This window comes from Maribacter luteocoastalis, assembly GCF_048890225.1.
GTDB lineage: Bacteria > Bacteroidota > Bacteroidia > Flavobacteriales > Flavobacteriaceae > Maribacter > Maribacter luteocoastalis.
Genome location: NZ_JBMFZG010000006.1, coordinates 19,887 through 42,004, shown reverse-complemented (window position 1 = coordinate 42,004; position 22,118 = coordinate 19,887). Strand labels below are relative to the sequence as shown.

Here is a 22,118-nt window from a genome sequence, read left to right as displayed (position 1 = left end):
ATTATTGTAGGATGAAAGAATACAAAGTGGAGACCTTTATCTACTATAGTAAATTAACCTTTGACACTAAGCATATAATAAAATCGTCCAAGGTGGAAATACAGGAAAAATTGGACCAATATGCCAAAGACGGATGGCGTTTGGCATCCACAGACGCAACAAGTTTTGGCGCTGCCGTTTACATTTACCTTTATTTTGAGAGGTAAGTCAGCTTAAACCGGCTCACCATACAAATCAAAATCTGCTGCTTCGGTAATTTTTATATTTATAAACTCACCTTGTTTAACGTAATGTTTTGCAGCATCTATTAACACTTCATTGTCAACATCCGGTGAATCAAATTCCGTCCTACCTACAAAATAATTACCTTCTTTTCTATCTATAATACAACGAAAGGTCTCCCCAATTTTTTGCTGGTTCAACTCCCATGAAATCTGTGACTGTATTTCCATAATTTCATTGGCACGGTCCTGCTTCACATCTTCTGGAACATCATCCTCTAAACTAAAGGCATGGGTATTTTCCTCATGGCTATAAGTAAAACACCCTAATCTTTCAAAACGCATTTCCTCCACCCAGTTCTTGAGGATTTGAAAATCCTCTTCGGTCTCACCTGGGTAGCCCACAATCAAGGTAGTCCTAATGGTCATATTAGGAACCGCAGCCCTAAAATCGTGAATTAAATTGGTGGTTTTTTCCTGTGTTGTTCCTCGGCGCATACTTTTAAGTATACGATTAGAAATATGCTGCAACGGAATATCTAAATAATTACAAACTTTAGGTTCGTTGTGCATTACTTCCAATACATCCATTGGAAAACCCGTAGGAAAGGCATAATGTAAACGAATCCATTCTATTCCTTCTACTTTAATTAGCGCTTTTAATAATTCAGCAAGGTTTCTTTTCTTATACAGATCCAAACCATAATACGTAAGGTCTTGAGCTATAAGAATCAACTCCTTTACCCCTTTTGCCGCAAGTTTTTCAGCTTCCGTCACCAATTCCCCTATGGGCGTACTTTTATGTTTTCCACGCATCAATGGTATGGCACAAAAGGAACAAGGTCTGTCACAACCCTCCGCTATTTTTAAATATGCGTAGTTTTTGGGGGTGGTGGTTAATCGTTCCCCAATCAATTCATGCTTATAATCCGCGCCTAATGCTTTTAAAAGATTAGGCAATTCACTAGTGCCAAAATATTCATCTACATCTGGGATTTCCTTCTGCAGGTCTGGCTTGTATCGCTCACTTAAACATCCAGTAACAAAGACCTTATCAACAAGACCTGCTTCCTTCTTCTGTACATACTCCAAAATAGTATTTACACTTTCCTCTTTGGCATTGGCAATAAAACCACAAGTGTTGATCACCACCACATTACCTTCCTCTTCATGAACCACTTCTTTGTTGTTGGCCTTCAATTGCCCCATAAGCACTTCAGAGTCGTAGACATTTTTACTACAACCCAAGGTTACCACGTTGATTTTGTTCTTCTTAAGCGTTTTAGTTCGCATAGCTATTTTTCTGGGATGCAAAAATACAATTTGATGATGGAACTACTTCTTTTTAAGACTATTTCTTTAATTTATACGTTAAACCCTTAATCTGATTCCAAGTCTTACTAGATAAAGTATTATGACGCGCTATTTTTTATTTACAGTCTCTTTTGTCCTTTTGTTACTTTTGGGTTGCTCTACGGATCAAATAAATACAAATAATGAGGAAGAAACAGGAACTCCAACAACCTCATATTTTCCACCTATAGACTCCAACCTATGGGAATCTATCTCTACAGAAGAATTAGGTTGGAATTTAACAGCAGAACAACCATTGTATGATTTTCTTGTGGAAAACGACACGGATGCCTTTATCATTTTAAAGAATGGAAGGATTGTCTGGGAAAAATATTTTGGTGATTTCACCCAAGATGATAACCATGCATGGAATTCTGCCGGAAAAACATTGACCGCCATGACCGTAGGTATAGCTCAAGAAGAGGGATTTCTTAACCTGGACGATAGCACGGTGGACTATTTGGGTGAAGGTTGGTCTAGTATGTCCTTAGAGCAGGAACAAGCTGTCACTATACGGAACCATTTGACCATGAGCACTGGGTTGGACTATGCCACTGGCGATATTTTTTGTTATGACCCTGAATGTTTACTTTTTAAAAACGAGCCAAACACTTTCTGGTATTATCATAATGCACCGTATACCCTTCTGGACCAAATTGTTACCGGTGCCACCGATGTTGCCTTTAAAGATTATTTCTATAAGAAGATTCGTGACAAAATAGGCATGCAAGGTTTGTGGGTCTCTATTGGCTATAACAATATTTATTTTAGCACAGCCAGAAGTATGGCCCGTTTTGGCATCTTAAACCTAAATAATGGTGTTTGGGATAATGAGATTATTTTAGGCGATACCACTTTTTTGAGGGACATGAAAAACACATCACAAAATATGAACCCATCCTATGGTTACCTTTGGTGGTTAAATGGAAAATTAAGCTACAAAGCTCCTGGCTCTGAAGCCACCTTTAATGGAAAACTTATAGAAAATGCACCTAACGACCTTTATGCCGGACTTGGCAAGAACGATCAGAAATTATATGTAGTGCCAAGCCAAGATTTAGTAATCGTACGTATGGGAGGTGATGCAGGGGAAGCCCAATTGGGACCCTCAAGTTTTGACAATGAACTTTGGGGCTTATTAAATGATTTAATGCAGTAAAAATTGGACTAGTGAAATGTTCATGCCAAAAACCTAGTCTGTTTATTCCCAAGATCCATACTAACCTCTTTTACCATTGATGGCTGTGCTTTATTGATAGCTCTTTTTACTCCTTTAACGCTCTCTTTCTGGGAAACCAAAGTCGTGAACCAATCCACCTGATTTTTACACAACAAACTCTCCTCTACCATTTTTCTTATAAATGCCAACTCCCCACCTTTGTACCAAAGTTCATTGGAACGGCCGCCAAAATTTAAAGATTCACTTTCCTTGAGCGCCAAATTTTTAACCTTTCGTTTATTTTTATCCTGGGCATCCAACCTACTTTTATAAAAAGGGGGATTACAAACCACTACGTCAAATTTATCATCATCCCATACAACATCCTTTAGGATGTTTTGCTTTATTCTTTGATGTCGCAATTTAACGGTGCTTAAGCTTACATTACTACAGATGATTTCCTGAGCGTTCATCAATGATTCTAGATGCACTTCACTGCCTACACATCTCCAATTAAAATGACAGGTTGCCAAAATCGGATAAATTAGATTTGCCCCACAACCAATATCCAAAAGGTTCAGTTTATCCCTACCTACTAAATCCTTTATGTGCAATAAATAATCTAAGCGACCTGGAATTGGTGGACAAAGATAACCCTCCGGAATAGCCCAATCTACACCATAATGTGCTTTTAACAATGCCGTGTTCAAAGCCTTTACCGCCTTAGGGTCCGCGAATTTTATAGTAGTGGTACCAAAGTCGTTCACTAAGACAAAATCACCCAAAGGAGGATAACTTTTTGTAAGTATATCAAAATTATAATCTTTAAGAAATGGGTTTTGGGGATGCATGACTTTTATTAAAGTGGGTTATTATGCTTTTAACGTGTTAGAAAATACAATGGACAGACAAAAAAAAAGACAATGCTTATTCTTCTTCGTTTCAAAACCATGGCTCGTATAAGCTGATAATGCTTCCAGTATTTCACATGATTAACAATTGCTTTAATCTCTATAGGTAGTCCATAAAGTAACTTCTAACTTCTGAGTCTCCATTTACTCTTTACAGGAAAAAACCTATGTAAACATGAATAAGATTAAAACCCTTTCTATAGTCTAAGTTGGTTTTATTTATTCGTTTTACTGAATGTCCGAAATTAGTCATAAACATAGTAATCCATGTAAGGTCGAGCACAGTCGAGACCTCTTTTTGAGCACGTTATGTCAAACAACCTCTCGACTGCGCTCGAGGTGACGTTACTATATGACTCATTGCGGATATTCAATTCGTTTTTATTATAAAAGTCCAATCTTTAATACTTTTGTCGTTCAGCCGAACAAATTCATCTTTTCCTTCCTCATCCGCCAAAACCAAAGACCTTTGTGCAGATGATATGGCCGATTTATAGTCCCCTAATTCGGCTTCTATTAAAGACTTAATTCTATAAAAATAATAAGTATCACCGCCCAATTCCAAGGCCTTATCAATATGCTTTAATGCCTGCAAGTAATTAATACCTTCCTCTTGATAATATCTAGCTATTTCATAAAAGGTCTGAGCTGTTGGATTGCCAACTAATTGTTTAGCAATTTGTTTCTCCATTGCATCCCTGGTATCCACATGAATAGGTATTTGAACTTTGGTATGCTCCCAAAACAATACCATAGTAAGGGCATTATGGGTGATATCGTCAAAAGCAATTAAAAAATTCTCCTGAAAACCTAACGTTTTAATGGGCTTCACTTGTACCCTTAACGCGTCCTCAACAGGATTATAAGCTGCTCTTCCATCTCCCCAATGACCTGTATTTTTATGAAATACGATTTCCCATAGATTTTCTTCAGGAAAAGCATAAAGTGCATATGTACCTTTTGGCAATAGCTTTCCCATCACCCAACTATCAGTATCTATAGTTATTTTGGTAGATTCGTTGGCACCCACACGCCAAATTCGTCCGTATGGAACCAAGCCAGGTTCGCCATCAGCTCTAGTTCCAAAAATTTTTCTACCTCTGGCGGAGGGCCTGGAATATGAGATTTTAATTTTAGACAATCCAACTTCCTGCTCAATGATAGCAGCAGGGCTCGCTTTAGGATGTTGGATTTGAGACCAACTAATGGTCGAAAGTGAAAAAAATAGTAAAAATACAACGACCCTCAATTTTTCATATTAAAAAAAGAATCTACGAATTCGTATTTATTAAATACCTGAAGATCTTCTATACCCTCACCTACTCCTATATACTTAACCGGAATTTGAAACTGATCCGATATTCCAATTACAACACCACCTTTTGCGGTTCCATCTAATTTGGTTACTGCCAATGAGGTAACTTCTGTAGCTTTTGTAAACTGCTTTGCTTGTTCAAACGCATTCTGCCCAGTAGAACCATCCAACACCAATAGCACCTCATGTGGTGTATCGGCAACCACTTTCTGCATTACCCTTTTTACTTTACTTAGCTCATTCATAAGGTTCACCTTGTTGTGTAACCTACCGGCAGTATCTATTATCACTACATCCGCATCTTGTTTAACAGCGGAACTTAAGGTGTCAAAAGCTACGGAGGCTGGGTCACTACCCATTTGTTGTTTTATGATAGGTACACCCACACGGTCTGCCCACACTTGTAACTGATCAATGGCTGCGGCCCTAAACGTATCTGCAGCACCTAAAACCACTTTATAACCCTGTTTTTTAAGCTGATAGGCTAACTTACCAATCGTAGTGGTCTTACCCACACCATTAACACCGACCACCATAATTACGTATGGTTTTTTATCTTTTGGTATATGTATTTCAGTTTCATTGCCAACATTAGTCTCGGAAAGTAAACCGGCAATTTCCTCACGAAGGATATCATTTAGCTCATCTGTCCCCATGTACTTATCCTTGGCAACCCTTGCCTCTATCCTTTCAATTATTTTTAGGGTAGTATCTACGCCAACATCAGATGTAACAAGGACTTCTTCTAAATTATCAAGGACTTCATCATCTACTTTGGATTTCCCAGCAACAGCCTTACCTAATTTGGAAAAAAAAGTAGTTTTGGTCTTCTCCAAACCTTTATCCAAGGTTTCTTTTTTCTGGGAAGAAAAAATCTTTTTAAATAAACTCATTTTGTATTCAATAGTTACCCAAATATAAAAATTAAAAAGCCCCTTTCGTAGGAAAGGGGCTCAATAACGTATATAAAAAGTTGAATTACTTTTTTGCCATCCAATCGTTAACCATTTCTGGAGGCATAACAGATTCTACAAAAACGTAAGCACCACTTTTTGGTGACTTTACCATTTTTATAGCTTTTGTCAATCTTTTAGAACTTGTCTGTAAACTCGCTACCGTCTTCTTTGCCATGACTTAGAGTGTTATTTGGTTATTTTCAACTGGTGAAAAAAACCTAATTATTTAATTTCTTTATGAACTGTCATTCTCTTCAAGATCGGATTAAACTTTTTAAGCTCTATCCTTTCTGGAGTATTCTTCTTATTCTTTGTGGTAATATATCTGGAAGTTCCAGGTTGTCCCGACTCTTTATGCTCGGTACACTCTAATATTACTTGAATTCTGTTGCCTTTCTTTGCCATCGTAATCTATAATTATAGGTTATTTTACCAACCCTTTAGCTTTTGCATCTTTCAACACGGCAGAAATACCTTTCTTGTTGATAATCTTTAAACCTCTAGCAGAAACTTTTAAAGTTACCCAACGATCTTCTTCTGGAATGTAAAATCTCTTTTTAGAAAGATTTACATCAAATCTTCTTCTCGTCTTGTTAATGGAAAAAGATACGTTGTTTCCAAACATTGCTCTCTTTCCCGTAATTTCACAAACTTTTGACATCGTGCCGAATTTTTCTTTTAAACAGGGTGCAAATTTATATCATTTTTATCTCACAGCCAACAATAAACTTCACATTTTTAAAATTTCTTTTTGAAGCATCTCAAATGCTTTATTTACAGACTTTTGCACAACGCGTTCTCGTTGCTTTCCCATATTAAATTCATTGGCAAAAATACCATTTGGTGAAGCTATGGCAATAAACACTGTTCCAACATCTGCAATGGAGTCTCCTTTTGATGGTCCGGCATTACCAGTTGTCGCAATAGCAAAATCCACATCCATTATTTTTTTAACCCCTTTTGCCATGGCTATGGCAACCGCTTCACTTACTACGGAGTGTGTCTCAATTAATTCCCTTGGCACGTTTAAGGTATTTATTTTTACTTCGGTAGCATAACTTACAATGCTTCCTTTAAAATATGAAGATGCACCAGGGACTGATGTAATATGTTCTGCAATGCTGCCTCCCGTAAAACTTTCTGCCGTTGCTAAGGTCAACCCTTTTTTAGTCAGTAATTTCCCAATAACCTGTTCAATAGCTTCATCGTCTTCTGTACCATATATAATATCACCAATAAGTGGAAACAGTTTTCTCAACTCTTCTTCAATTGCATTTGATAATATATCAAAATCGGAACCCTTGGCAGTTAAACGTAAACGAACCTTCCCTAAATTAGGCAGATAGGCCAATTTTATAAAATTAGGAAGATTATCTTCCCAAGCCTCTATTTTTTGGGCAATGGCACTCTCACCAAGACCATAGGTAATTATGGTCTTATGAATAATATGAGGGCGTTTGTAAAAATTAGCGAGCTTTGGGACAACCCTACTCAATATTAAATTTTTCATCTCAAAAGGCACACCTGGCAAGGAAATAAAGGTAGTGTCCTCCTCGTGAATCCACATTCCCGGTGCGGTACCATAGTCGTTATGCAACACTTCTGATTTGCTGAGGACTAATGCTTGTTGCCTATTAATGTCAGATATAGGTGTAGAAATATGTTTAGCAAAAAGCGCTTCTACATGTTTAAGAACATCCTTATTTTCTACCAAGGTGTCATTAAAGAATTCACAAAAGGTGTGTTTGGTTATATCATCTTTAGTTGGCCCTAAACCACCTGTAACCAAAACTATATCTGCTCTTGATTGGGCTTCAGATAACGATTGAAGAATATGCTCTCTATCATCCTGTACAGAAGTTATCTGATATACAGATATCCCAATTTTATTAAGCTCTTTAGCTATAAATGCTGAGTTGGTATCAATTATTTGACCGATGAGAATCTCGTCGCCAATGGTAATTATTTCAGCAAGCATTATAGGTCAAAGTCATTTTTAAGCTCACCTATTACTTGATGGATATCGGTTTTTAGTATCGGGAATATCCTTTCAATATCTGCCATATTGGCCTCACTTTTACCCAAGGTCTCAATTTCCAAGGCAACCGCCCTGGTCTGTTCCATTCCCAACAAATCTACATTTGGCTTTATCTTATGTGCCATTTTATAAACTTGTTCAAAGTTATTTTCCTGTAATGCTTTCTCCAGGGCATCCAAATCTTCTGGAACTTCCTCCAGAAATACAGAAATGACCGAGTTTATAAAATCTTGATCGCCTTCTGCCATCTCGTTAATCTTATCCAGACTATAAATCATTATTTAATTTTAACTGTGAAAAGTTCCGTGTTTTCCAAACCACCCCTAAGGTAATCATTTGGCTCTACTTTGCCAACACCTGCAGGAGTACCTGTGAATATGACATCTCCTTTTTTAAGCATAAAGAATGTTGAAACATATGCTATAATCTCATCTATCTTCCAGAGCATCAAACCGGTATTACCAGATTGCACTACCTTATCGTTCTTGATTAGCTTAAAGTTTAAATCATTGAGGTCCTTAAATTTTGTTTTTGGCAACCATTCACCGATTACGGCGGCACCGTCAAAACCTTTGGCCTTTTCCCAAGGCAAGCCTTTTTCCTTTAATTTGGACTGTAAGTCCCTTGCCGTAAAATCAATCCCTATACCAACCTCATCATAATAAGTTCCTGCGAATTCTTCCTTTATATGTTTGCCAACCCTCTTTATTTTTACCAAAACCTCAACCTCATAGTGAATATCATTAGAAAATTCTGGGATATAAAAATCCTGTTCTTTTGGTAAAACGGCAGAATCTGGTTTTATAAATATTACAGGTTCCAATGGTCTTTCATTATTAAGTTCCGCGATATGTGCCGCGTAGTTCCTACCAATGCATATAATTTTCATTAAGCGCGAATCAAAAATTTAACTTAATTTATTATTGAACCTACTCAACTTAATCTGGGTAAGGATTTTTTTAGTGTACAATGGAAAATCTGCATTTAGTATCCAGCCAAAATAACCCGGTTCATTATCCAATACCTCAAGTACTTTTCTTCCTTTGTGCTTACCAAAGGAGAATGCCTCTTCACCATCTTCATCCATTATAATAAACCCCGCAAAATCCACAGATTGTTTCCGCGTAGAAAACTCAGCAAGTTTCTTCACATTATTCTCCAATTCTGGGTAGCGGTCTAATTGCGATAACAGTACTTCGTAGGTGGCATTGGTATCCGCAGCTGCACTATGGGCGTCTGTTAAATCTTTATCACAATAAAACTTATATGCTGCTTCCAACGTACGTTTTTCCATTTTATGAAAAATGGTCTGTACATCCACGGAAACCATATTCTTCATTTCAAAATCCACATCTGCACGCAGCAATTCTTCAACCAGCAAAGGAATATCAAAACGATCAGAATTGAATCCGGCCAAATCACTGTCCCTGATCATTTGATATATTTCTTTTGATAGCTGTTTGAACGTGGGCTCATTCGCAACACGCTCATTACTAATGCCGTGTATTGTCACCACCTCTTCTGGAATGTCCATTTCTGGATTAACAAGCCAAGTTCTGCTTTCCTTATTGCCATTTGGAAATACTTTTAGGATCGCTATTTCTACAATACGGTCTTTTGCCACATTGGTTCCAGTGGTCTCCAAATCAAAAAAACAAATTGGCCTTGAAAGATGTAATTGCATGTATTTTAACTTTTGGCAAAGATAGCCCTTGAAAATATTATAGAAGCATCCTCCCTTCAATAAAACGATAATTGAAAAACTACAGATTAAATTTCCCTATTCACGTCCCATGCTTCCAAATAGTCTGCCACCGTTTTTGCGAACATACTGCCCAAAGCACCATTTACCACCCTGTGGTCATAACTATGTGAAAGGTACATTTTACTTCTAACCCCAATAAAGTCGCCCTCTTCGGTTTCAATAACAGCAGGTATCTTACGAATAGCGCCTAATGCCATTATGCCTACTTGCGGTTGATTTATTATAGGCGTTCCAAAAACGCTTCCGAAAGTTCCCACGTTGGTAACAGTATAGGTGCCTTCTTGAACTTCATCTGGCTTTAGGGTGTTATTTCTTGATCTGTATGCCAAATCATTGACCACTTTGGCCATACCCACCAAGTTAAGTTGGTCCGCATTTTTAATTACAGGTACAATTAAGTTTCCGTCAGACAAGGCAGCAGCCATACCAATATTAATGTTCTTCTTTTTAATTATGGCATCTCCTTGAACAGAGATGTTCATCATCGGGTATTTTTTTAATGCCTTGGCTATAGCCTCCATAAATATGGGCGTAAAGGTCAACTTCTCCCCTTCCCTTTGCTCAAAGGCGTTTTTCATTTTGTTACGCCAATTCACAATATTAGTTACATCTACCTCTATAAAACTTTGAACATGGGCAGATGTGGAAACACTATCGGTCATGTGTTTTGCAATCAACTTACCCATTCTGGTCATCGGAGTAAGCTCGTCTCCACCAGTAACTTTAGTCTGGCCTTCTTGTTTCTCAGTAACTGGCGAAATCACCTCCCTAGGTTGCTCCTCTACCGTCTCTTTTTTAACTTCCGGTTTATGCGCTACCGCCGTTGCAATTTCCCCATTGTTACTAACAAAGGCCAAGATATCATTTTTGGTAACCCTACCTTCTTTACCAGTACCTACAATAGCTTCCAATTGTTCAAAGGATATACCTTCTTCCTTTGCTATATTTTTCACCAAAGGGGAATAAAACCTATCTGAAGCGGAGTAATCTGCCGTAGGGATACCAACAGTGTCCTTTGCCTTTACCATAGCATGTTCGGCAGCGGCCACCATTTCTTCCGCCACCCCTTCATCCTCATCCGTTTCATCTTCAGATGTATCCATTTCGGTGTTGCCACTTATTTCTATTACAGCAACCACATCACCTACTTTAATTACATCATCTACCTCATAGCGCTTTTCAATCAAAATTCCCTCTACCTCGCTTGGCACCTCACTATCTACCTTGTCTGTAGCTATCTCAAAAATAGGTTCATCCATTTCTATAGTATCGCCAACTTCCTTAAGCCAGGTAGTTAAAGTTGCCTCCGCAACACTTTCACCCATTCTTGGTAGTTTTAATTCAAATTTTGACATATCGACAATTTTATCCTACTTTATTCTATGTTTTTTGCAAAAATAATAAAACAATTAGGTATTAAATGATTTTACACTATTATTCTAAATTCAGTTATTATTCAATGAGCCTTCAAAAGGAACCCTGTTTAAAATACTTCTCCCCAAGGTGACCTCATCTGCATATTCCAATTCATCGCCAACTGCTATTCCCCTGGCTATAGTAGAAGTTTTAACTCCCACCCCTTCCAATTGTTTAAAAATATAGAAGTTGGTAGTATCTCCTTCCATGGTAGAGCTTAACGCAAAGATCAATTCCTTAATTTCACCCGATCTTGCCTTTGCAATCAGTGATCTAATGGTCAAATCTTGCGGACCCACGCCTTCCATTGGAGAAATCTTACCTCCTAAAACATGGTACATTCCACGGTACTGTCCCGTATTCTCAATAGCCATTACATCCCTAATGTCTTCAACAACGCAAACCAACGTACTATCACGCTTCGTATTTACGCAGATCTCACACAACTCTGTATCTGAGATATTATGGCAATTTTTACAATATTGCACTGTATTTCTTAATTGTACCAAAGCATTGGAAAGATTTTCTGTTCTACTCTCAGACTGCTTTAAAAGATGCAGCACCAAACGTAATGCCGTACGCTTGCCAATACCAGGCAATTGCGACATTTCATAGACCGCATGCTCTAATAGTTTAGAAGAAAAATCCATCCATTAAATTTTAACGTAAAATTACGCACTATTTTTACTTTTTGTACTTTGCCCCGAAATTATTTCCCATGACTGCTTTGCATATTCTGCTTTTAATCGGTGCTTATTTTGCCGTCTTATTAATCATATCCTATTTCACGGGAAAAAACGACTCTAATGAGGATTTTTTTAAAGCTGGTCAACAGTCGCCATGGTATTTAGTAGCTTTTGGAATGGTTGGTGCCTCTTTATCTGGTGTTACCTTTATTTCTGTTCCGGGTTGGGTAGACGCTTCCCAGTTCAGCTACTTACAAGTGGTATTTGGGTATTTTTTAGGTTATTTGATAACGGCGTATGTATTACTTCCTATTTACTACAAGCAAAATGTAACCTCTATCTATGAGTATTTAGACGAACGCTTTGGTTTTGTAAGCTACAAGGTTGGCGCAATTTCCTTTTTTGTTTCACGGGTTTTGGGTGCCGCTTTTCGTTTGTTCCTAGTGGCTATTGTACTTCAGCAATTTGTATTTGATGCATGGAACGTGCCTTTTGAAATTACGGTAACCTTATCTATTTTATTAATATGGATTTACACCTTTAAGGGTGGGATAAAAACGATTGTGTGGACAGATACACTTCAAACCCTTTTTATGCTGGTATCTGTAGGGCTTTCAATTTATTTTATTCTGGATAAGCTAGAATGGACCTTTATTGATTTTCTGGGTTCCAAAGAATTATCAGGATACAGTAAGACTATTTTTACAGATGACTTTTTTGCGAAAAACCATTTGATCAAATCGTTTATTGGAGGTATGTTCGTTACCATTTGCATGACAGGCCTGGACCAAGACATGATGCAAAAAAATCTTACCTGTAGAAATTTAAAAGATGCCCAAAAAAATATGGTATCATTCAGTGTGGTTTTAGTATTGGTCACCTTTGTATTTATGCTCTTGGGTGCCCTTCTTTTTATATACGCTGAAACGTATCAAGTACAAATTCCACTTATGGATGGCAAACCAAAATCTGACCTGCTCTTTCCTGAAATTGCACTAAACAGTGGTTTGGGAATTACCGTGGCCATAACTTTTATGCTCGGACTTATAGCAGCAGCATACAGTAGTGCCGATAGTGCCTTAACCTCTTTGACCACCTCTTTTTGTGTGGACTTTTTGGGTACAGGGAAGAAATCAGCATTCGAAGCAAAAAAAATAAGACGCAAAACCCACGTAGCGATGAGTATCTTGCTAATACTAGTTGTTATTTCCTTTAAATATATATTGGATCGAAATGTTATTGATGGATTATTAACTGTAGCATCCTATACTTACGGTCCATTATTAGGTTTGTTCGCTTTTGGAATTTTCACTACATATCAAGTAAGGGACAAATATGTTTGGCTTGTAGCCTTAACTTCTGTAGGTATTATTTTATTTCTGGCCAAAATTCCCGTTGATGTTTTAGGTGGGTACCAATTTGGGTATGAACTTTTACCCCTAAATGGATTGATTACCTTTATAGGGCTTTGGTTGATTAGAATTAAAAAGAGAGGGGATAGTACGGTTTAAAGCAATTTTTTATGGTGCCTTTTATCAGAATTGCTTAGTTGACAATAGAACCAATGTACAAGCCACTTCTACTTCAATTCCAATATTCCGCAATACGTTATAGAAAAAAAGGTTTTCAGTTCCTGGATTAAAAATAACACGCTTGGGTTTCAAATCTACAATGGCATCATAATATTCTTCTTGTCTTTGTGGATTTAGATATAACGTTATTGTATTAATATCTTGGAATTCATCTAAATTGGTCTTAACTTGCACTCCCCCGATTACTCCAGTCCTTAAACCGTATGCTTCGGTTGGGAATCCGTTTTTGACCAATTGTTTTACAGCAATGTTGCTATAACGACTTGGTTTTAAAGATGCTCCAAATACAAGTGTCTTTTTCATTTTGTTATTTACGTGTTAAACTTTTAAAGTAGCGTAACAATTCACGAAAAATTTCGTCTATTAGCAGATTGTTAACTGCACATAGATTTTTTAAAATATTATATTCTTAAGATGTTGATTTCGCTATATATTTATAGTTAATGGTTAGTGTTTAGTATAGCTTATCAGCGAGAAACCCGGGCAATTGCCCGGGTTTTGTTTTATACAATTTAAACAAATTAGTTCTTTTCTATAAAAATTCTGTTAAGCAATGGTTAAACCCATTGTTAAACGTAACATCTTCCCTAAAATATAGTCTATTAATTAAGATTGATGGTTAAGGAGAATTGGTTGGTTTTCTCCTTTAGGCTATCAATTAAGAAAACCCGTGATATTGTCACGGGTTTTTATTTACCAACGTATGATAGTGCTTCCCCAAGTGAAACCACTACCAAAAGCGGCCAATACGACTAAGTCACCAGGCTTTACCTTACCCTCTTCCCAAGCCTCTGTTAAGGCAATTGGAATTGAAGCAGCAGTAGTATTGCCATATTTCATAATATTATTAAATACCTGATTATCATTCAACTGAAACTTCTTTTGAATAAATTGGGAAATTCTTAAATTGGCCTGATGTGGCACCAACAAATCAATATCGGTAGGTTGCAAACCATTTTTCCCCAAACCTTCCATTATCACCTCGCTAAAACGAACTATAGCGTTTTTAAACACAAACTGCCCATTCATATAAGGATAATAAGATTCATCATTAGGGTCATTTTCCTCAATAATATCGGTTACCCAACGTTTTCCCATTCCTGGCGCTATTAAGGAAAGCTCCTCTGCATGTTCCCCTTCTGAATGTAGGTGCGTTGATAATATCCCCTTAGAAGTATCTTCTTCCCTACTTAAAATCGCCGCTCCTGCGCCATCCCCAAAAATAACAGATACAGACCTACCCCTTGTTGTCATGTCCAAACCATGGGAATGTAATTCCGAACCAATGACCAGTACATTCTTATACATGCCACTTTTAATATATTGGTCGGCAACAGATATGGCATAAATAAAACCTGAGCACTGATTTCGTATATCAAGTGCCCCAACAGTCTTGATTCCTAGATCTCTTTGCACCAAGACCCCAGGTCCAGGGAAATAATAATCTGGACTTAAGGTGGCAAAAACTATAAAATCTATATCATCCTTTTCTATGCCAGCACGTTCTATGGCAATTTTGGCTGCTTTTACACCCATCGTAGTTGTAGTATCGTCACTACCCTTTACCACATGCCTTCTTTCCTTGATACCAGTTCTTTCTTGAATCCAAGCGTCATTCGTATCCATTACTTTGGACAAATCATCATTGGTTACCACATTTTCGGGTACATAGTAACCTAAGCCCGTAATTTTTGAATTATACATCTAAATTTATTTTTATACAGAATGTTGTGAGACTAGTATTGCAATATAACCAACAATTCCCAACCTTTAGTAATTTAATAAAAAGCCGATTAACTAATCCAAATAGTTTTTATAGCTATTCACACTAACATTAGCCCTTAAATCATGTAAAAGATTATACAACCCAAAAAAAGTGCGATTCATATATAAAAAGTGCTTAGAACCCCTATTTCCATTCATTTTTCGCAATTGTTTATCTGAAGCATATTGCTCGCTCAAGGTGGCTATTCGGTTCCAAAAATCTTTATTTCCAAAGTCAAAAGTTTCTTCATGAAAGGGTGAAGTGAACAAACTTAACATTTCATGAAAAAGGCCCTTAAAAAAACTTAGCTCCTCGGGTGTATCATTAGGCATCAAGATTTCCAAAGCATATAATTTCTCAGTAAAAATTTTATCATTGGAAATATTCTCCTTTAAGGCCAAATCAAAATATGGTATATAAAATGAATCCGGCACTTCTTTAATACAGCCAAAATCTATTGCAATTAACTCTTCCCTATTATTGATCAAGAAATTTCCAGGATGTGGATCTGCATGTACTTTTTTAAGACCATGTATCTGGAACATATAAAAATCCCATAAGGTTTGCCCCAATTTATCACCCAAAACCTGTGGAAAATCAGTTCTGGTAAACTCACCCAAATGCTGGCCAACCATCCAGTCCATTGTAATAATTTTCTCATTAGATAAATTGTCATAATAATTTGGGAATCTAAGATTATCAATAACATTGCAAGCAGCAGTAATTTCTATGCTTTGCTTAATTTCCAAAAGATAGTTGGTCTCTTCAATGAGTTTATCCTCGACTTCTTTAAAATATTTAACAGAATCCTTGCCTTGAAGATTAAACATGCGTGTCGCTATAGGCTTCACCAAAGCCAAATCACTACTTATACTTTGTGCTACTCCAGGGTATTGAATTTTTACGGCCAGATTTTTACCATTCTTAGTTGCTTTGTGTACTTGACCAATACTTGCTGCATTAATAGAATCCTGCTCAAAAGAATCAAAAACTTCTTCCGGATACTTACCCAAATATTTCTTGAAAGTTCGTCGCACCAATGGTGCTGACAACGGAGGTACCGAAAACTGTGACAAAGAAAACTTTTCTACATAAGCATTAGGCAAAAGGTTCTTTTCCATACTTAGCATCTGGGCAACTTTAAGTGCACTGCCTTTTAGGCTTTTAAGACCATTATATATATCCTCTGCATTATCTTCATTAAGCTCATCTTTAGAAGTATCCGGGTTTACCAACTTTTTACTATAATATTTGGCATAATTACCTCCTATTTTAACACCTGTCTTTACCAACTTGCTCGCTCTTTCTATCTTACCTGTTGGTATTTTATCTAATGTTTTCAATATGTTTTTATATAAATAGGGTTATGCAAAAGTTTCCTTGTATAGAAACTTTCCAAAATCTACAATGTTCTCTAAAGGCGTGTTGTCAAAAACATCAAAAATTGTATTAACAGACTTTTCAATGGCCATATCCGTTTTCTCAAAACCTGGAGAGTCATCGTTGATCCAAAATTTTAAAATGAACAAAAACTGCAACCATGCCCACTCAGAGTACAATTGTGGATTCTGCTTAGTTAACTTGGAAATTTTATTCCCATTTCCTTGGTCTATTAATTCTTTAGCGAAATTTTTCAAATGGGTGCGTACCCCTTTTAATTGAGCTAGGTTTTTTAAAGGGTTTTTCTCCGCCTTCAAAGCGAATAATACATAACTTCTATTTAATGTAAGAAGTTCAAAAAAGGTATAAAAGAAAGTAAGCATTTTATCCTTATTACTAAAACTTGAGTACTCATCATTATTGTTCATTACTTTAATAGAGTTAGAATAGAACTTTTCCCAGATTCCTTTTTGCAATGCCTCCAATGACCCGTAAAACAAATAAAATTCCTCCTCTTTAAATTTATTTTCTTTAGAAAATTTATAAATCGATTTTGGAAAAGTTTCATTTTCTAGGACATAGTCCATATACATTTCAATGATATCGTCCTCAGTAATCTTTTTCTTTTTTGTGGCCATAATTATTTTTTTTGAAGTTACTACCAACTCTTTTAAACCTACTTAAAATGGAGCCAATTAGGTTATATCTAAAAAAACGTGCTTTCGGGGAAAGCACGTTTTCAACAACCTAACCAATAAATAATCAACATGTGATTATGATTAAAAACTTTTTCATAGCATTTTTCATCCCAATCACCCTGTAAAAATAATAAATGTTTAATCTTTTATATATTTAATTAAACAAAATATTTGTTAAAGTTTACCAGCTTTAATATGTCAGTTTGTCATTGTATAGCAAAATGGTATTTTTTTTGACTGTTGTGCAGTAATCATAATTAAAACATTAGATAAAATGGCGACAGGTAAAATAAATGTTTCGGTAGACAATATATTTCCGCTTATTAAGAAATTCTTGTACAGCGATCATGAGATTTTTCTAAGAGAATTGATTTCCAATGCAACGGATGCCACCCTTAAATTAAAGCACCTTACATCTATTGGCGAGGCCAAGGTAGACTACGGAAACCCTCTTATTGAAATTAAGGCGGATAAAGAAGGTAAAAAGCTTCATATTATTGATCAGGGTCTGGGTATGACAGAAGAAGAGGTTAAAAAATACATTAATGAAGTTGCCTTTTCCGGAGCAGAGGAATTTTTAAACAAATATGAGGATTCTGCCAAAGATTCCGGTATCATAGGACATTTTGGACTTGGTTTCTATTCCGCATTCATGGTAGCGAAAAAGGTAGAGATCATTACAAAAAGTTACAAAGATGAACCTGCTGTACACTGGTCGTGTGATGGTTCACCAAACTTTACAATAGAAGGTGCTGATAAAAAAGAAAGAGGTACAGAGATTATTCTTCACATTGCCGAAGATTCCACTGAATTTTTAGAGGATAATAGAATTAGTGAGCTTTTGCGCAAATACAATAAGTTTATGCCAGTTCCTATTAAGTTTGGAACTAAAACAGAGACCTTGCCAAAACCAGAGGATGCCAAAGAAGAAGATCCGGCACCTACCCAAGAAGTAGATAACATTATAAATAACCCTAATCCTGCTTGGACCAAACAACCTTCTGAGTTAAAAGATGAAGATTATAAAGGGTTTTACAGAGAATTGTACCCCATGCAGTTTGAGGAGCCCTTGTTCCACATTCACTTAAACGTTGATTATCCTTTTAACCTTACAGGTATTCTTTATTTCCCTAAGTTAACCAACGATCTTAGCATACAAAAAGATAAGATACAACTATATCAAAATCAAGTTTTTGTAACAGACAATGTTGAAGGTATAGTTCCTGAGTTCTTAACCATGTTACGTGGTGTTATAGACTCACCTGATATTCCTTTGAATGTATCAAGGTCTTATTTACAGGCAGATGGTGCGGTAAAGAAAATATCCTCATACATCACAAGAAAGGTTGCCGATAAACTTAGCTCCTTATTTAAAAACAACCGTGAGGATTTTGAGTCCAAATGGAACGATATTAAAATAGTGATTGAATATGGAATGCTTTCCGAAGATAAATTCTTTGAAAAGGCCGATAAATTTGCCCTCTATCCTACAGTAGATGGTTCTTACTTTACTTTTGATGAGTTACAAGAAAAGTTAAAAGTTAACCAGACCGATAAAGACGACAAATTGGTAATTCTTTACGCATCTGACAAAGAGGCACAGCATAGTTATATAGAAGCTGCAAAAGCGAAAGGCTATGAAGTTTTACTGTTGGATTCTCCAATTATTGGACACTTAATGCAGAAATTGGAAACCTCAAAAGAGAAAATATCTTTTGCACGTGTAGATGCGGACCATATTGACAAGTTAATCCAAAAAGAAGACACACAGATTTCCAAATTATCGGATGAGGAAAAAGAGGCCCTTAAAGCAGATTTGGAAAAAGTGTTTGGCGAAAAAAGTAGTTATACTGTACAACTAGAGGCTATGGACAGTGACGCATCACCTTTTATTATTACCGAACCAGAATTTCTGCGCCGTATGAAAGAAATGCAACAAACTGGTGGCGGTGGTATGTTTGGCATGGGCAACATGCCAGAGATGTACAATTTAATCGTTAATACCAACCATGAATTGGTAGGTGAGATTCTGCATACTAAGACCGCTAAGAAAAAAGAACGTTTGATCAACCAATCTTTAGATTTGGCAAAATTATCCAAAGGCCTTTTAAAAGGTGCAGAATTAACGGCATTTATTAAACGTAGTTATGAAATGGTGAAATAACCATTTTATGCACAATTTAAAAAGCCGCTCCCTAAGGGAGCGGCTTTTTAAATTTCATTGAAGATCCTTACCAATAAATAGGACCTTTTCCAAGATATTTTTCTGCAATAGGCTTGTAATAATCCATAACATCTTCCAAATCGTAAATTTTTTGACATTTGGTATACAAATCATATTTATTAAAATCTTTAATTATCTGTAAATATTCTTTATCCTTTTCACATAAAAGCTCGGTATAACTTCCTCCTGAATGCCAAGGATAAAAGGAATGGTACCTTATCATAACCATCGCTTCTTTAGGCAAAGTGTTCTCTTTATGATTGTTTAGAACCTGATAAAGATATTCATCATGTCCCCATGCCAACTCTAGATTGTCTAAACCACAACCTTCTTCATAGATTCCTGTTGGCGTATTATATCGTATATCCTTCATATCCGGATTAAGCTCATTGAACCCGGGATATACACAGGAAGATGGTAAAGCACAACCTACTACAAAAACATCTCCTACCATACCCCACTGTTCTGCCTGGCTGGTGCCGTCCTCGTCACAACCCCACATATACATTATTTTTCCCAAATCATGAATTAACCCAGTAAGTTGCATCCAATCTGGTCTACCCTCAGCCCTAATAGCCTCAGCGCTTTGTATTAAGTGCTGTACGTTAGGAAGGTCTAAATCTGGGTCACTTACATCTATTAAGCTATTCAAGTGGCCCATGGCTTCCCATAAATCCATTGGCTTATCAAACGTTAAATATTTTTTATGCATATTTTGCACATAATCCAAAGTCTGATTGGTACGCATCTTTCTATAGTGCTCCTTTACCGCAACAGAAACGTCTGGAGCTTCATAATTTCTAAATGTTTTTTCTTCCATGATAATATGTTGGATTGAAATTTACTTTCTAATTGTGATACATGGTTAAACAACTAGTTGATAACCATAAATTTTTGATTTTTAAATATTTCCCAATACAAAATACAAAATAACAGTAAAGAGTACTAAAAAAACACTAAATGGTTTGGTGTACTTCCAAGGTTGTAGGTTGAGAACCTCGGCATTTTTGATAACAAATCTGTCCGTATTTGGTTTAACCAATGAGGCTATATGCATTACCACAATGTTCAAAAAAAACTCAATTCCCCAAATATGTACAAAGTGTAGATCTACCTCTATCAGATAGTACATTATTACATAAAACAAAAGGCCAAAACCTAACCCAATTTTAGCACCAAAGGCGGAAACTCTCGGAAAAAGAAACCCTGCGGCAACAACACTTGCAATAGGAATAAAGAAAATTCCGTTTAATTGCTGCAAAAGTTGGTAAAGTCCATCTGGTGCATTGGCAACAAATGGCGCAATACTTATAGCAAAAACGGCTAATATCAAAGATGTCCATTTACCAATGTTCACCAATTTATTGTCCGTAGCCTTCTTGGATATATACCTTTTATAAATACCCAAACTAAATACGGTGGCCGCACTGTTTAAAGCACTGTTAAACGTACTTAAAATAGCCCCCATCATAACGGCAACAAAAAATCCTGTTAGCCATAATGGCATTACTTTTTTTACCAATTCCGGATAAACATTATCCGGATTATCATAGAGTGATTCCCCAAAGTAATAAAACCCAATAAGTCCTGGCAATACAATTATAAGCGGCACTAAAATCTTTAAAAGCCCCGTAAACAAAAGCCCTTTTTGGGCTTCTTTTAAATTTACCGCGCCTAATACCCTTTGAATAATGGATTGATGCATGGTCCAAAAATAAATCTGGTTCACCATTAGACCCGTAAACAATACCTCAAAAGGTAAAATAGCAGCCCTGGCACCTACTCCAATACCAGATTCACTACTTATAACATTAAACTTTTCTGGGCTATTTGTAAAAACCTCACCTAAACCTTGGATCAAATTACCATTACCTATACTAAGCAACGCAAGAATTGGCACTAAAAGACCTGCTACGAGAAGACCAAAACCATTAATTGTATCTGTATAGGCAACCATTTTAAGTCCACCAAAAATCGCATATACCGCTCCTAAAGACCCAACTATTAGTACGGTTATCTTAATACCTTGGGACTGGCTTACATGTAGTAAATCAGAAATCTCAAATATTGATTCAATATTTAGCGCCCCGGTGTACAGAACGATCGGCAATAAGGTAGCCACGAAAGAGATAATCAATAATAAGGCAACAAAAGTCCTTGTGAGACCATCAAACCTTTTCTCTAAAAATTCTGGGATAGTAGTAAGCCCCATTTTTAGGTACTTTGGTGCAAAATACAATGCTCCAATTATTAATGCCAAGGCAGATGTAACTTCCCAAGCAATAATAATTGCCCCGTTACGATATGAAGAACCATTCATACCTACCAAGTGTTCGGTAGAGATATTGGTTAACAATAAGGAACCTGCAATAATAATACCTGTTAAAGACCGTCCGCCAAGAAAATAACCATCTTTGGTATTTAATTTATCCCTTCGGAGTTTATAGGTTGCATAAAATGCAACAAATCCTGTGAATAGTAAAAATGAAAGTAATGCCATAACCCTAAATGTAATAATAAATTAGTTTTACCAATACTACTTTGATTTTAATGGTTGAATTAATCTTCCAAAAATTAATTTTGATCTTGGACAAACCATATTCCTGTAACTAAATAATCATTTCATTTCAAGGCTCTAA

At 36.4% G+C, this 22,118-nt stretch carries 23 protein-coding genes; 4 read left to right on the top strand and 19 right to left on the bottom strand.

What is annotated here, in order from left to right; all coding sequences use genetic code 11:
- Window positions 1–11 precede the first annotated feature (11 nt).
- The gene (locus ACOCEA_RS12500; RefSeq protein ID WP_420756588.1) at window positions 12–206 is read left to right on the top strand and encodes a DUF4177 domain-containing protein; all 195 of its coding nucleotides are present in this window, start codon (window positions 12–14) and stop codon (window positions 204–206) included.
- 6 nt (window positions 207–212) lie between these two features.
- Here ACOCEA_RS12500 and rimO read toward each other — a convergent pair whose 3' ends face one another.
- On the bottom strand, window positions 213–1,514 hold the full coding sequence (gene rimO / locus ACOCEA_RS12495; RefSeq protein WP_420756587.1) for a 30S ribosomal protein S12 methylthiotransferase RimO: 1,302 nt from the start codon (window positions 1,512–1,514) through the stop codon (window positions 213–215).
- A 121-nt stretch (window positions 1,515–1,635) separates the two neighbouring features.
- Here rimO and ACOCEA_RS12490 point away from each other — a divergent pair, with 121 nt between their 5' ends.
- The gene (locus ACOCEA_RS12490; protein ID WP_420756586.1) at window positions 1,636–2,733 is read left to right on the top strand and encodes a serine hydrolase domain-containing protein; all 1,098 of its coding nucleotides are present in this window, start codon (window positions 1,636–1,638) and stop codon (window positions 2,731–2,733) included.
- Window positions 2,734–2,753: 20 nt separating this feature from the next.
- Here ACOCEA_RS12490 and rlmF read toward each other — a convergent pair whose 3' ends face one another.
- From rlmF to recR, 12 genes are all read right to left on the bottom strand, one after another.
- On the bottom strand, window positions 2,754–3,584 hold the full coding sequence (gene rlmF, locus ACOCEA_RS12485; protein ID WP_420756585.1) for a 23S rRNA (adenine(1618)-N(6))-methyltransferase RlmF: 831 nt from the start codon (window positions 3,582–3,584) through the stop codon (window positions 2,754–2,756).
- A gap of 430 nt (window positions 3,585–4,014) precedes the next feature.
- Complete coding sequence (locus ACOCEA_RS12480) at window positions 4,015–4,893, bottom strand: DUF2911 domain-containing protein (RefSeq protein WP_420756584.1); 879 nt, start codon at window positions 4,891–4,893, stop codon at window positions 4,015–4,017.
- Window positions 4,890–5,852, bottom strand: coding sequence for a signal recognition particle-docking protein FtsY (gene ftsY, locus ACOCEA_RS12475; RefSeq protein ID WP_420756583.1), 963 nt, complete (start codon window positions 5,850–5,852; stop codon window positions 4,890–4,892). Before ftsY ends, ACOCEA_RS12480 begins: the two co-directional genes overlap by 4 nt.
- Before the next feature lie 85 nt (window positions 5,853–5,937).
- Window positions 5,938–6,090, bottom strand: a complete 153-nt coding sequence (locus ACOCEA_RS12470) for a DUF4295 domain-containing protein (protein ID WP_420756582.1) — start codon at window positions 6,088–6,090, stop codon at window positions 5,938–5,940.
- Window positions 6,091–6,137: 47 nt separating this feature from the next.
- Window positions 6,138–6,320, bottom strand: coding sequence for a 50S ribosomal protein L33 (rpmG, locus tag ACOCEA_RS12465; protein WP_420756581.1), 183 nt, complete (start codon window positions 6,318–6,320; stop codon window positions 6,138–6,140).
- A 19-nt stretch (window positions 6,321–6,339) separates the two neighbouring features.
- Window positions 6,340–6,576, bottom strand: coding sequence for a 50S ribosomal protein L28 (gene rpmB / locus ACOCEA_RS12460; protein ID WP_420756580.1), 237 nt, complete (start codon window positions 6,574–6,576; stop codon window positions 6,340–6,342).
- Between the two features lie 69 nt (window positions 6,577–6,645).
- Complete coding sequence (locus ACOCEA_RS12455; protein ID WP_420756579.1) at window positions 6,646–7,893, bottom strand: competence/damage-inducible protein A; 1,248 nt, start codon at window positions 7,891–7,893, stop codon at window positions 6,646–6,648.
- Window positions 7,893–8,231, bottom strand: coding sequence for an Hpt domain-containing protein (locus ACOCEA_RS12450; protein WP_420756578.1), 339 nt, complete (start codon window positions 8,229–8,231; stop codon window positions 7,893–7,895). The genes ACOCEA_RS12455 and ACOCEA_RS12450 overlap by 1 nt, the downstream gene beginning before the upstream one ends.
- Complete coding sequence (locus ACOCEA_RS12445; RefSeq protein WP_420756577.1) at window positions 8,231–8,842, bottom strand: fumarylacetoacetate hydrolase family protein; 612 nt, start codon at window positions 8,840–8,842, stop codon at window positions 8,231–8,233. The genes ACOCEA_RS12450 and ACOCEA_RS12445 overlap by 1 nt, the downstream gene beginning before the upstream one ends.
- Window positions 8,843–8,860: 18 nt before the next feature.
- Window positions 8,861–9,637, bottom strand: a complete 777-nt coding sequence (locus ACOCEA_RS12440; RefSeq protein WP_420756576.1) for an exonuclease domain-containing protein — start codon at window positions 9,635–9,637, stop codon at window positions 8,861–8,863.
- A gap of 86 nt (window positions 9,638–9,723) precedes the next feature.
- Window positions 9,724–11,073, bottom strand: a complete 1,350-nt coding sequence (locus tag ACOCEA_RS12435; RefSeq protein WP_420756575.1) for a dihydrolipoamide acetyltransferase family protein — start codon at window positions 11,071–11,073, stop codon at window positions 9,724–9,726.
- A gap of 90 nt (window positions 11,074–11,163) precedes the next feature.
- Entirely contained in the window at window positions 11,164–11,784 is a 621-nt protein-coding gene (recR, locus tag ACOCEA_RS12430) for a recombination mediator RecR (RefSeq protein WP_420756574.1), read from the bottom strand.
- Window positions 11,785–11,852: 68 nt separating this feature from the next.
- Between recR and ACOCEA_RS12425 the strand changes: the two genes are divergently transcribed.
- Window positions 11,853–13,331, top strand: coding sequence for a sodium:solute symporter (locus tag ACOCEA_RS12425; RefSeq protein WP_420756573.1), 1,479 nt, complete (start codon window positions 11,853–11,855; stop codon window positions 13,329–13,331).
- A gap of 24 nt (window positions 13,332–13,355) precedes the next feature.
- Here ACOCEA_RS12425 and ACOCEA_RS12420 read toward each other — a convergent pair whose 3' ends face one another.
- The 4 genes from ACOCEA_RS12420 to ACOCEA_RS12405 all read right to left on the bottom strand — a co-directional run bounded on the left by ACOCEA_RS12420 (window position 13,356) and on the right by ACOCEA_RS12405 (window position 17,195).
- A complete protein-coding gene (locus tag ACOCEA_RS12420; RefSeq protein ID WP_420756572.1) occupies window positions 13,356–13,715 on the bottom strand; it encodes a CoA-binding protein in 360 nt (119 codons plus the stop codon).
- A 390-nt stretch (window positions 13,716–14,105) separates the two neighbouring features.
- Complete coding sequence (locus ACOCEA_RS12415) at window positions 14,106–15,116, bottom strand: 3-oxoacyl-ACP synthase III family protein (RefSeq protein ID WP_420756571.1); 1,011 nt, start codon at window positions 15,114–15,116, stop codon at window positions 14,106–14,108.
- A gap of 93 nt (window positions 15,117–15,209) precedes the next feature.
- Window positions 15,210–16,520, bottom strand: a complete 1,311-nt coding sequence (locus ACOCEA_RS12410) for an ABC1 kinase family protein (RefSeq protein WP_420756570.1) — start codon at window positions 16,518–16,520, stop codon at window positions 15,210–15,212.
- A gap of 21 nt (window positions 16,521–16,541) precedes the next feature.
- Window positions 16,542–17,195, bottom strand: coding sequence for a TetR family transcriptional regulator C-terminal domain-containing protein (locus tag ACOCEA_RS12405; protein ID WP_420756569.1), 654 nt, complete (start codon window positions 17,193–17,195; stop codon window positions 16,542–16,544).
- Window positions 17,196–17,529: 334 nt separating this feature from the next.
- On the opposite strand from ACOCEA_RS12405, the gene htpG reads away from it, so the two are divergent.
- Window positions 17,530–19,419 (top strand): molecular chaperone HtpG, encoded by a 1,890-nt coding sequence (gene htpG / locus ACOCEA_RS12400; protein WP_420756568.1) that lies wholly within the window; start codon window positions 17,530–17,532, stop codon window positions 19,417–19,419.
- A 67-nt stretch (window positions 19,420–19,486) separates the two neighbouring features.
- Here htpG and ACOCEA_RS12395 read toward each other — a convergent pair whose 3' ends face one another.
- Window positions 19,487–20,299 (bottom strand): inositol oxygenase family protein, encoded by an 813-nt coding sequence (locus ACOCEA_RS12395; RefSeq protein WP_420756567.1) that lies wholly within the window; start codon window positions 20,297–20,299, stop codon window positions 19,487–19,489.
- A gap of 81 nt (window positions 20,300–20,380) precedes the next feature.
- Complete coding sequence (locus ACOCEA_RS12390) at window positions 20,381–21,979, bottom strand: solute:sodium symporter family transporter (RefSeq protein WP_420756566.1); 1,599 nt, start codon at window positions 21,977–21,979, stop codon at window positions 20,381–20,383.
- Window positions 21,980–22,118: the final 139 nt, after the last annotated feature.

Excerpts from the sequence above, each read along its gene's own strand:
- ACOCEA_RS12500 (WP_420756588.1), top strand. The coding sequence starts at position 12 with ATGAAAGAATACAAAGTGGAGACCTTTATCTACTATAGTAAATTAACC.
- rimO (WP_420756587.1), bottom strand. The coding sequence starts at position 1,514 with ATGCGAACTAAAACGCTTAAGAAGAACAAAATCAACGTGGTAACCTTG.
- ACOCEA_RS12490 (WP_420756586.1), top strand. The coding sequence starts at position 1,636 with ATGACGCGCTATTTTTTATTTACAGTCTCTTTTGTCCTTTTGTTACTT.
- rlmF (WP_420756585.1), bottom strand. The coding sequence starts at position 3,584 with ATGCATCCCCAAAACCCATTTCTTAAAGATTATAATTTTGATATACTT.
- ftsY (WP_420756583.1), bottom strand. The coding sequence starts at position 5,852 with ATGAGTTTATTTAAAAAGATTTTTTCTTCCCAGAAAAAAGAAACCTTG.
- ACOCEA_RS12470 (WP_420756582.1), bottom strand. The coding sequence starts at position 6,090 with ATGGCAAAGAAGACGGTAGCGAGTTTACAGACAAGTTCTAAAAGATTG.
- rpmG (WP_420756581.1), bottom strand. The coding sequence starts at position 6,320 with ATGGCAAAGAAAGGCAACAGAATTCAAGTAATATTAGAGTGTACCGAG.
- rpmB (WP_420756580.1), bottom strand. The coding sequence starts at position 6,576 with ATGTCAAAAGTTTGTGAAATTACGGGAAAGAGAGCAATGTTTGGAAAC.
- ACOCEA_RS12455 (WP_420756579.1), bottom strand. The coding sequence starts at position 7,893 with ATGCTTGCTGAAATAATTACCATTGGCGACGAGATTCTCATCGGTCAA.
- ACOCEA_RS12450 (WP_420756578.1), bottom strand. The coding sequence starts at position 8,231 with ATGATTTATAGTCTGGATAAGATTAACGAGATGGCAGAAGGCGATCAA.
- ACOCEA_RS12445 (WP_420756577.1), bottom strand. The coding sequence starts at position 8,842 with ATGAAAATTATATGCATTGGTAGGAACTACGCGGCACATATCGCGGAA.
- ACOCEA_RS12440 (WP_420756576.1), bottom strand. The coding sequence starts at position 9,637 with ATGCAATTACATCTTTCAAGGCCAATTTGTTTTTTTGATTTGGAGACC.
- ACOCEA_RS12435 (WP_420756575.1), bottom strand. The coding sequence starts at position 11,073 with ATGTCAAAATTTGAATTAAAACTACCAAGAATGGGTGAAAGTGTTGCG.
- recR (WP_420756574.1), bottom strand. The coding sequence starts at position 11,784 with ATGGATTTTTCTTCTAAACTATTAGAGCATGCGGTCTATGAAATGTCG.
- ACOCEA_RS12425 (WP_420756573.1), top strand. The coding sequence starts at position 11,853 with ATGACTGCTTTGCATATTCTGCTTTTAATCGGTGCTTATTTTGCCGTC.
- ACOCEA_RS12420 (WP_420756572.1), bottom strand. The coding sequence starts at position 13,715 with ATGAAAAAGACACTTGTATTTGGAGCATCTTTAAAACCAAGTCGTTAT.
- ACOCEA_RS12415 (WP_420756571.1), bottom strand. The coding sequence starts at position 15,116 with ATGTATAATTCAAAAATTACGGGCTTAGGTTACTATGTACCCGAAAAT.
- ACOCEA_RS12405 (WP_420756569.1), bottom strand. The coding sequence starts at position 17,195 with ATGGCCACAAAAAAGAAAAAGATTACTGAGGACGATATCATTGAAATG.
- htpG (WP_420756568.1), top strand. The coding sequence starts at position 17,530 with ATGGCGACAGGTAAAATAAATGTTTCGGTAGACAATATATTTCCGCTT.
- ACOCEA_RS12395 (WP_420756567.1), bottom strand. The coding sequence starts at position 20,299 with ATGGAAGAAAAAACATTTAGAAATTATGAAGCTCCAGACGTTTCTGTT.
- ACOCEA_RS12390 (WP_420756566.1), bottom strand. The coding sequence starts at position 21,979 with ATGGCATTACTTTCATTTTTACTATTCACAGGATTTGTTGCATTTTAT.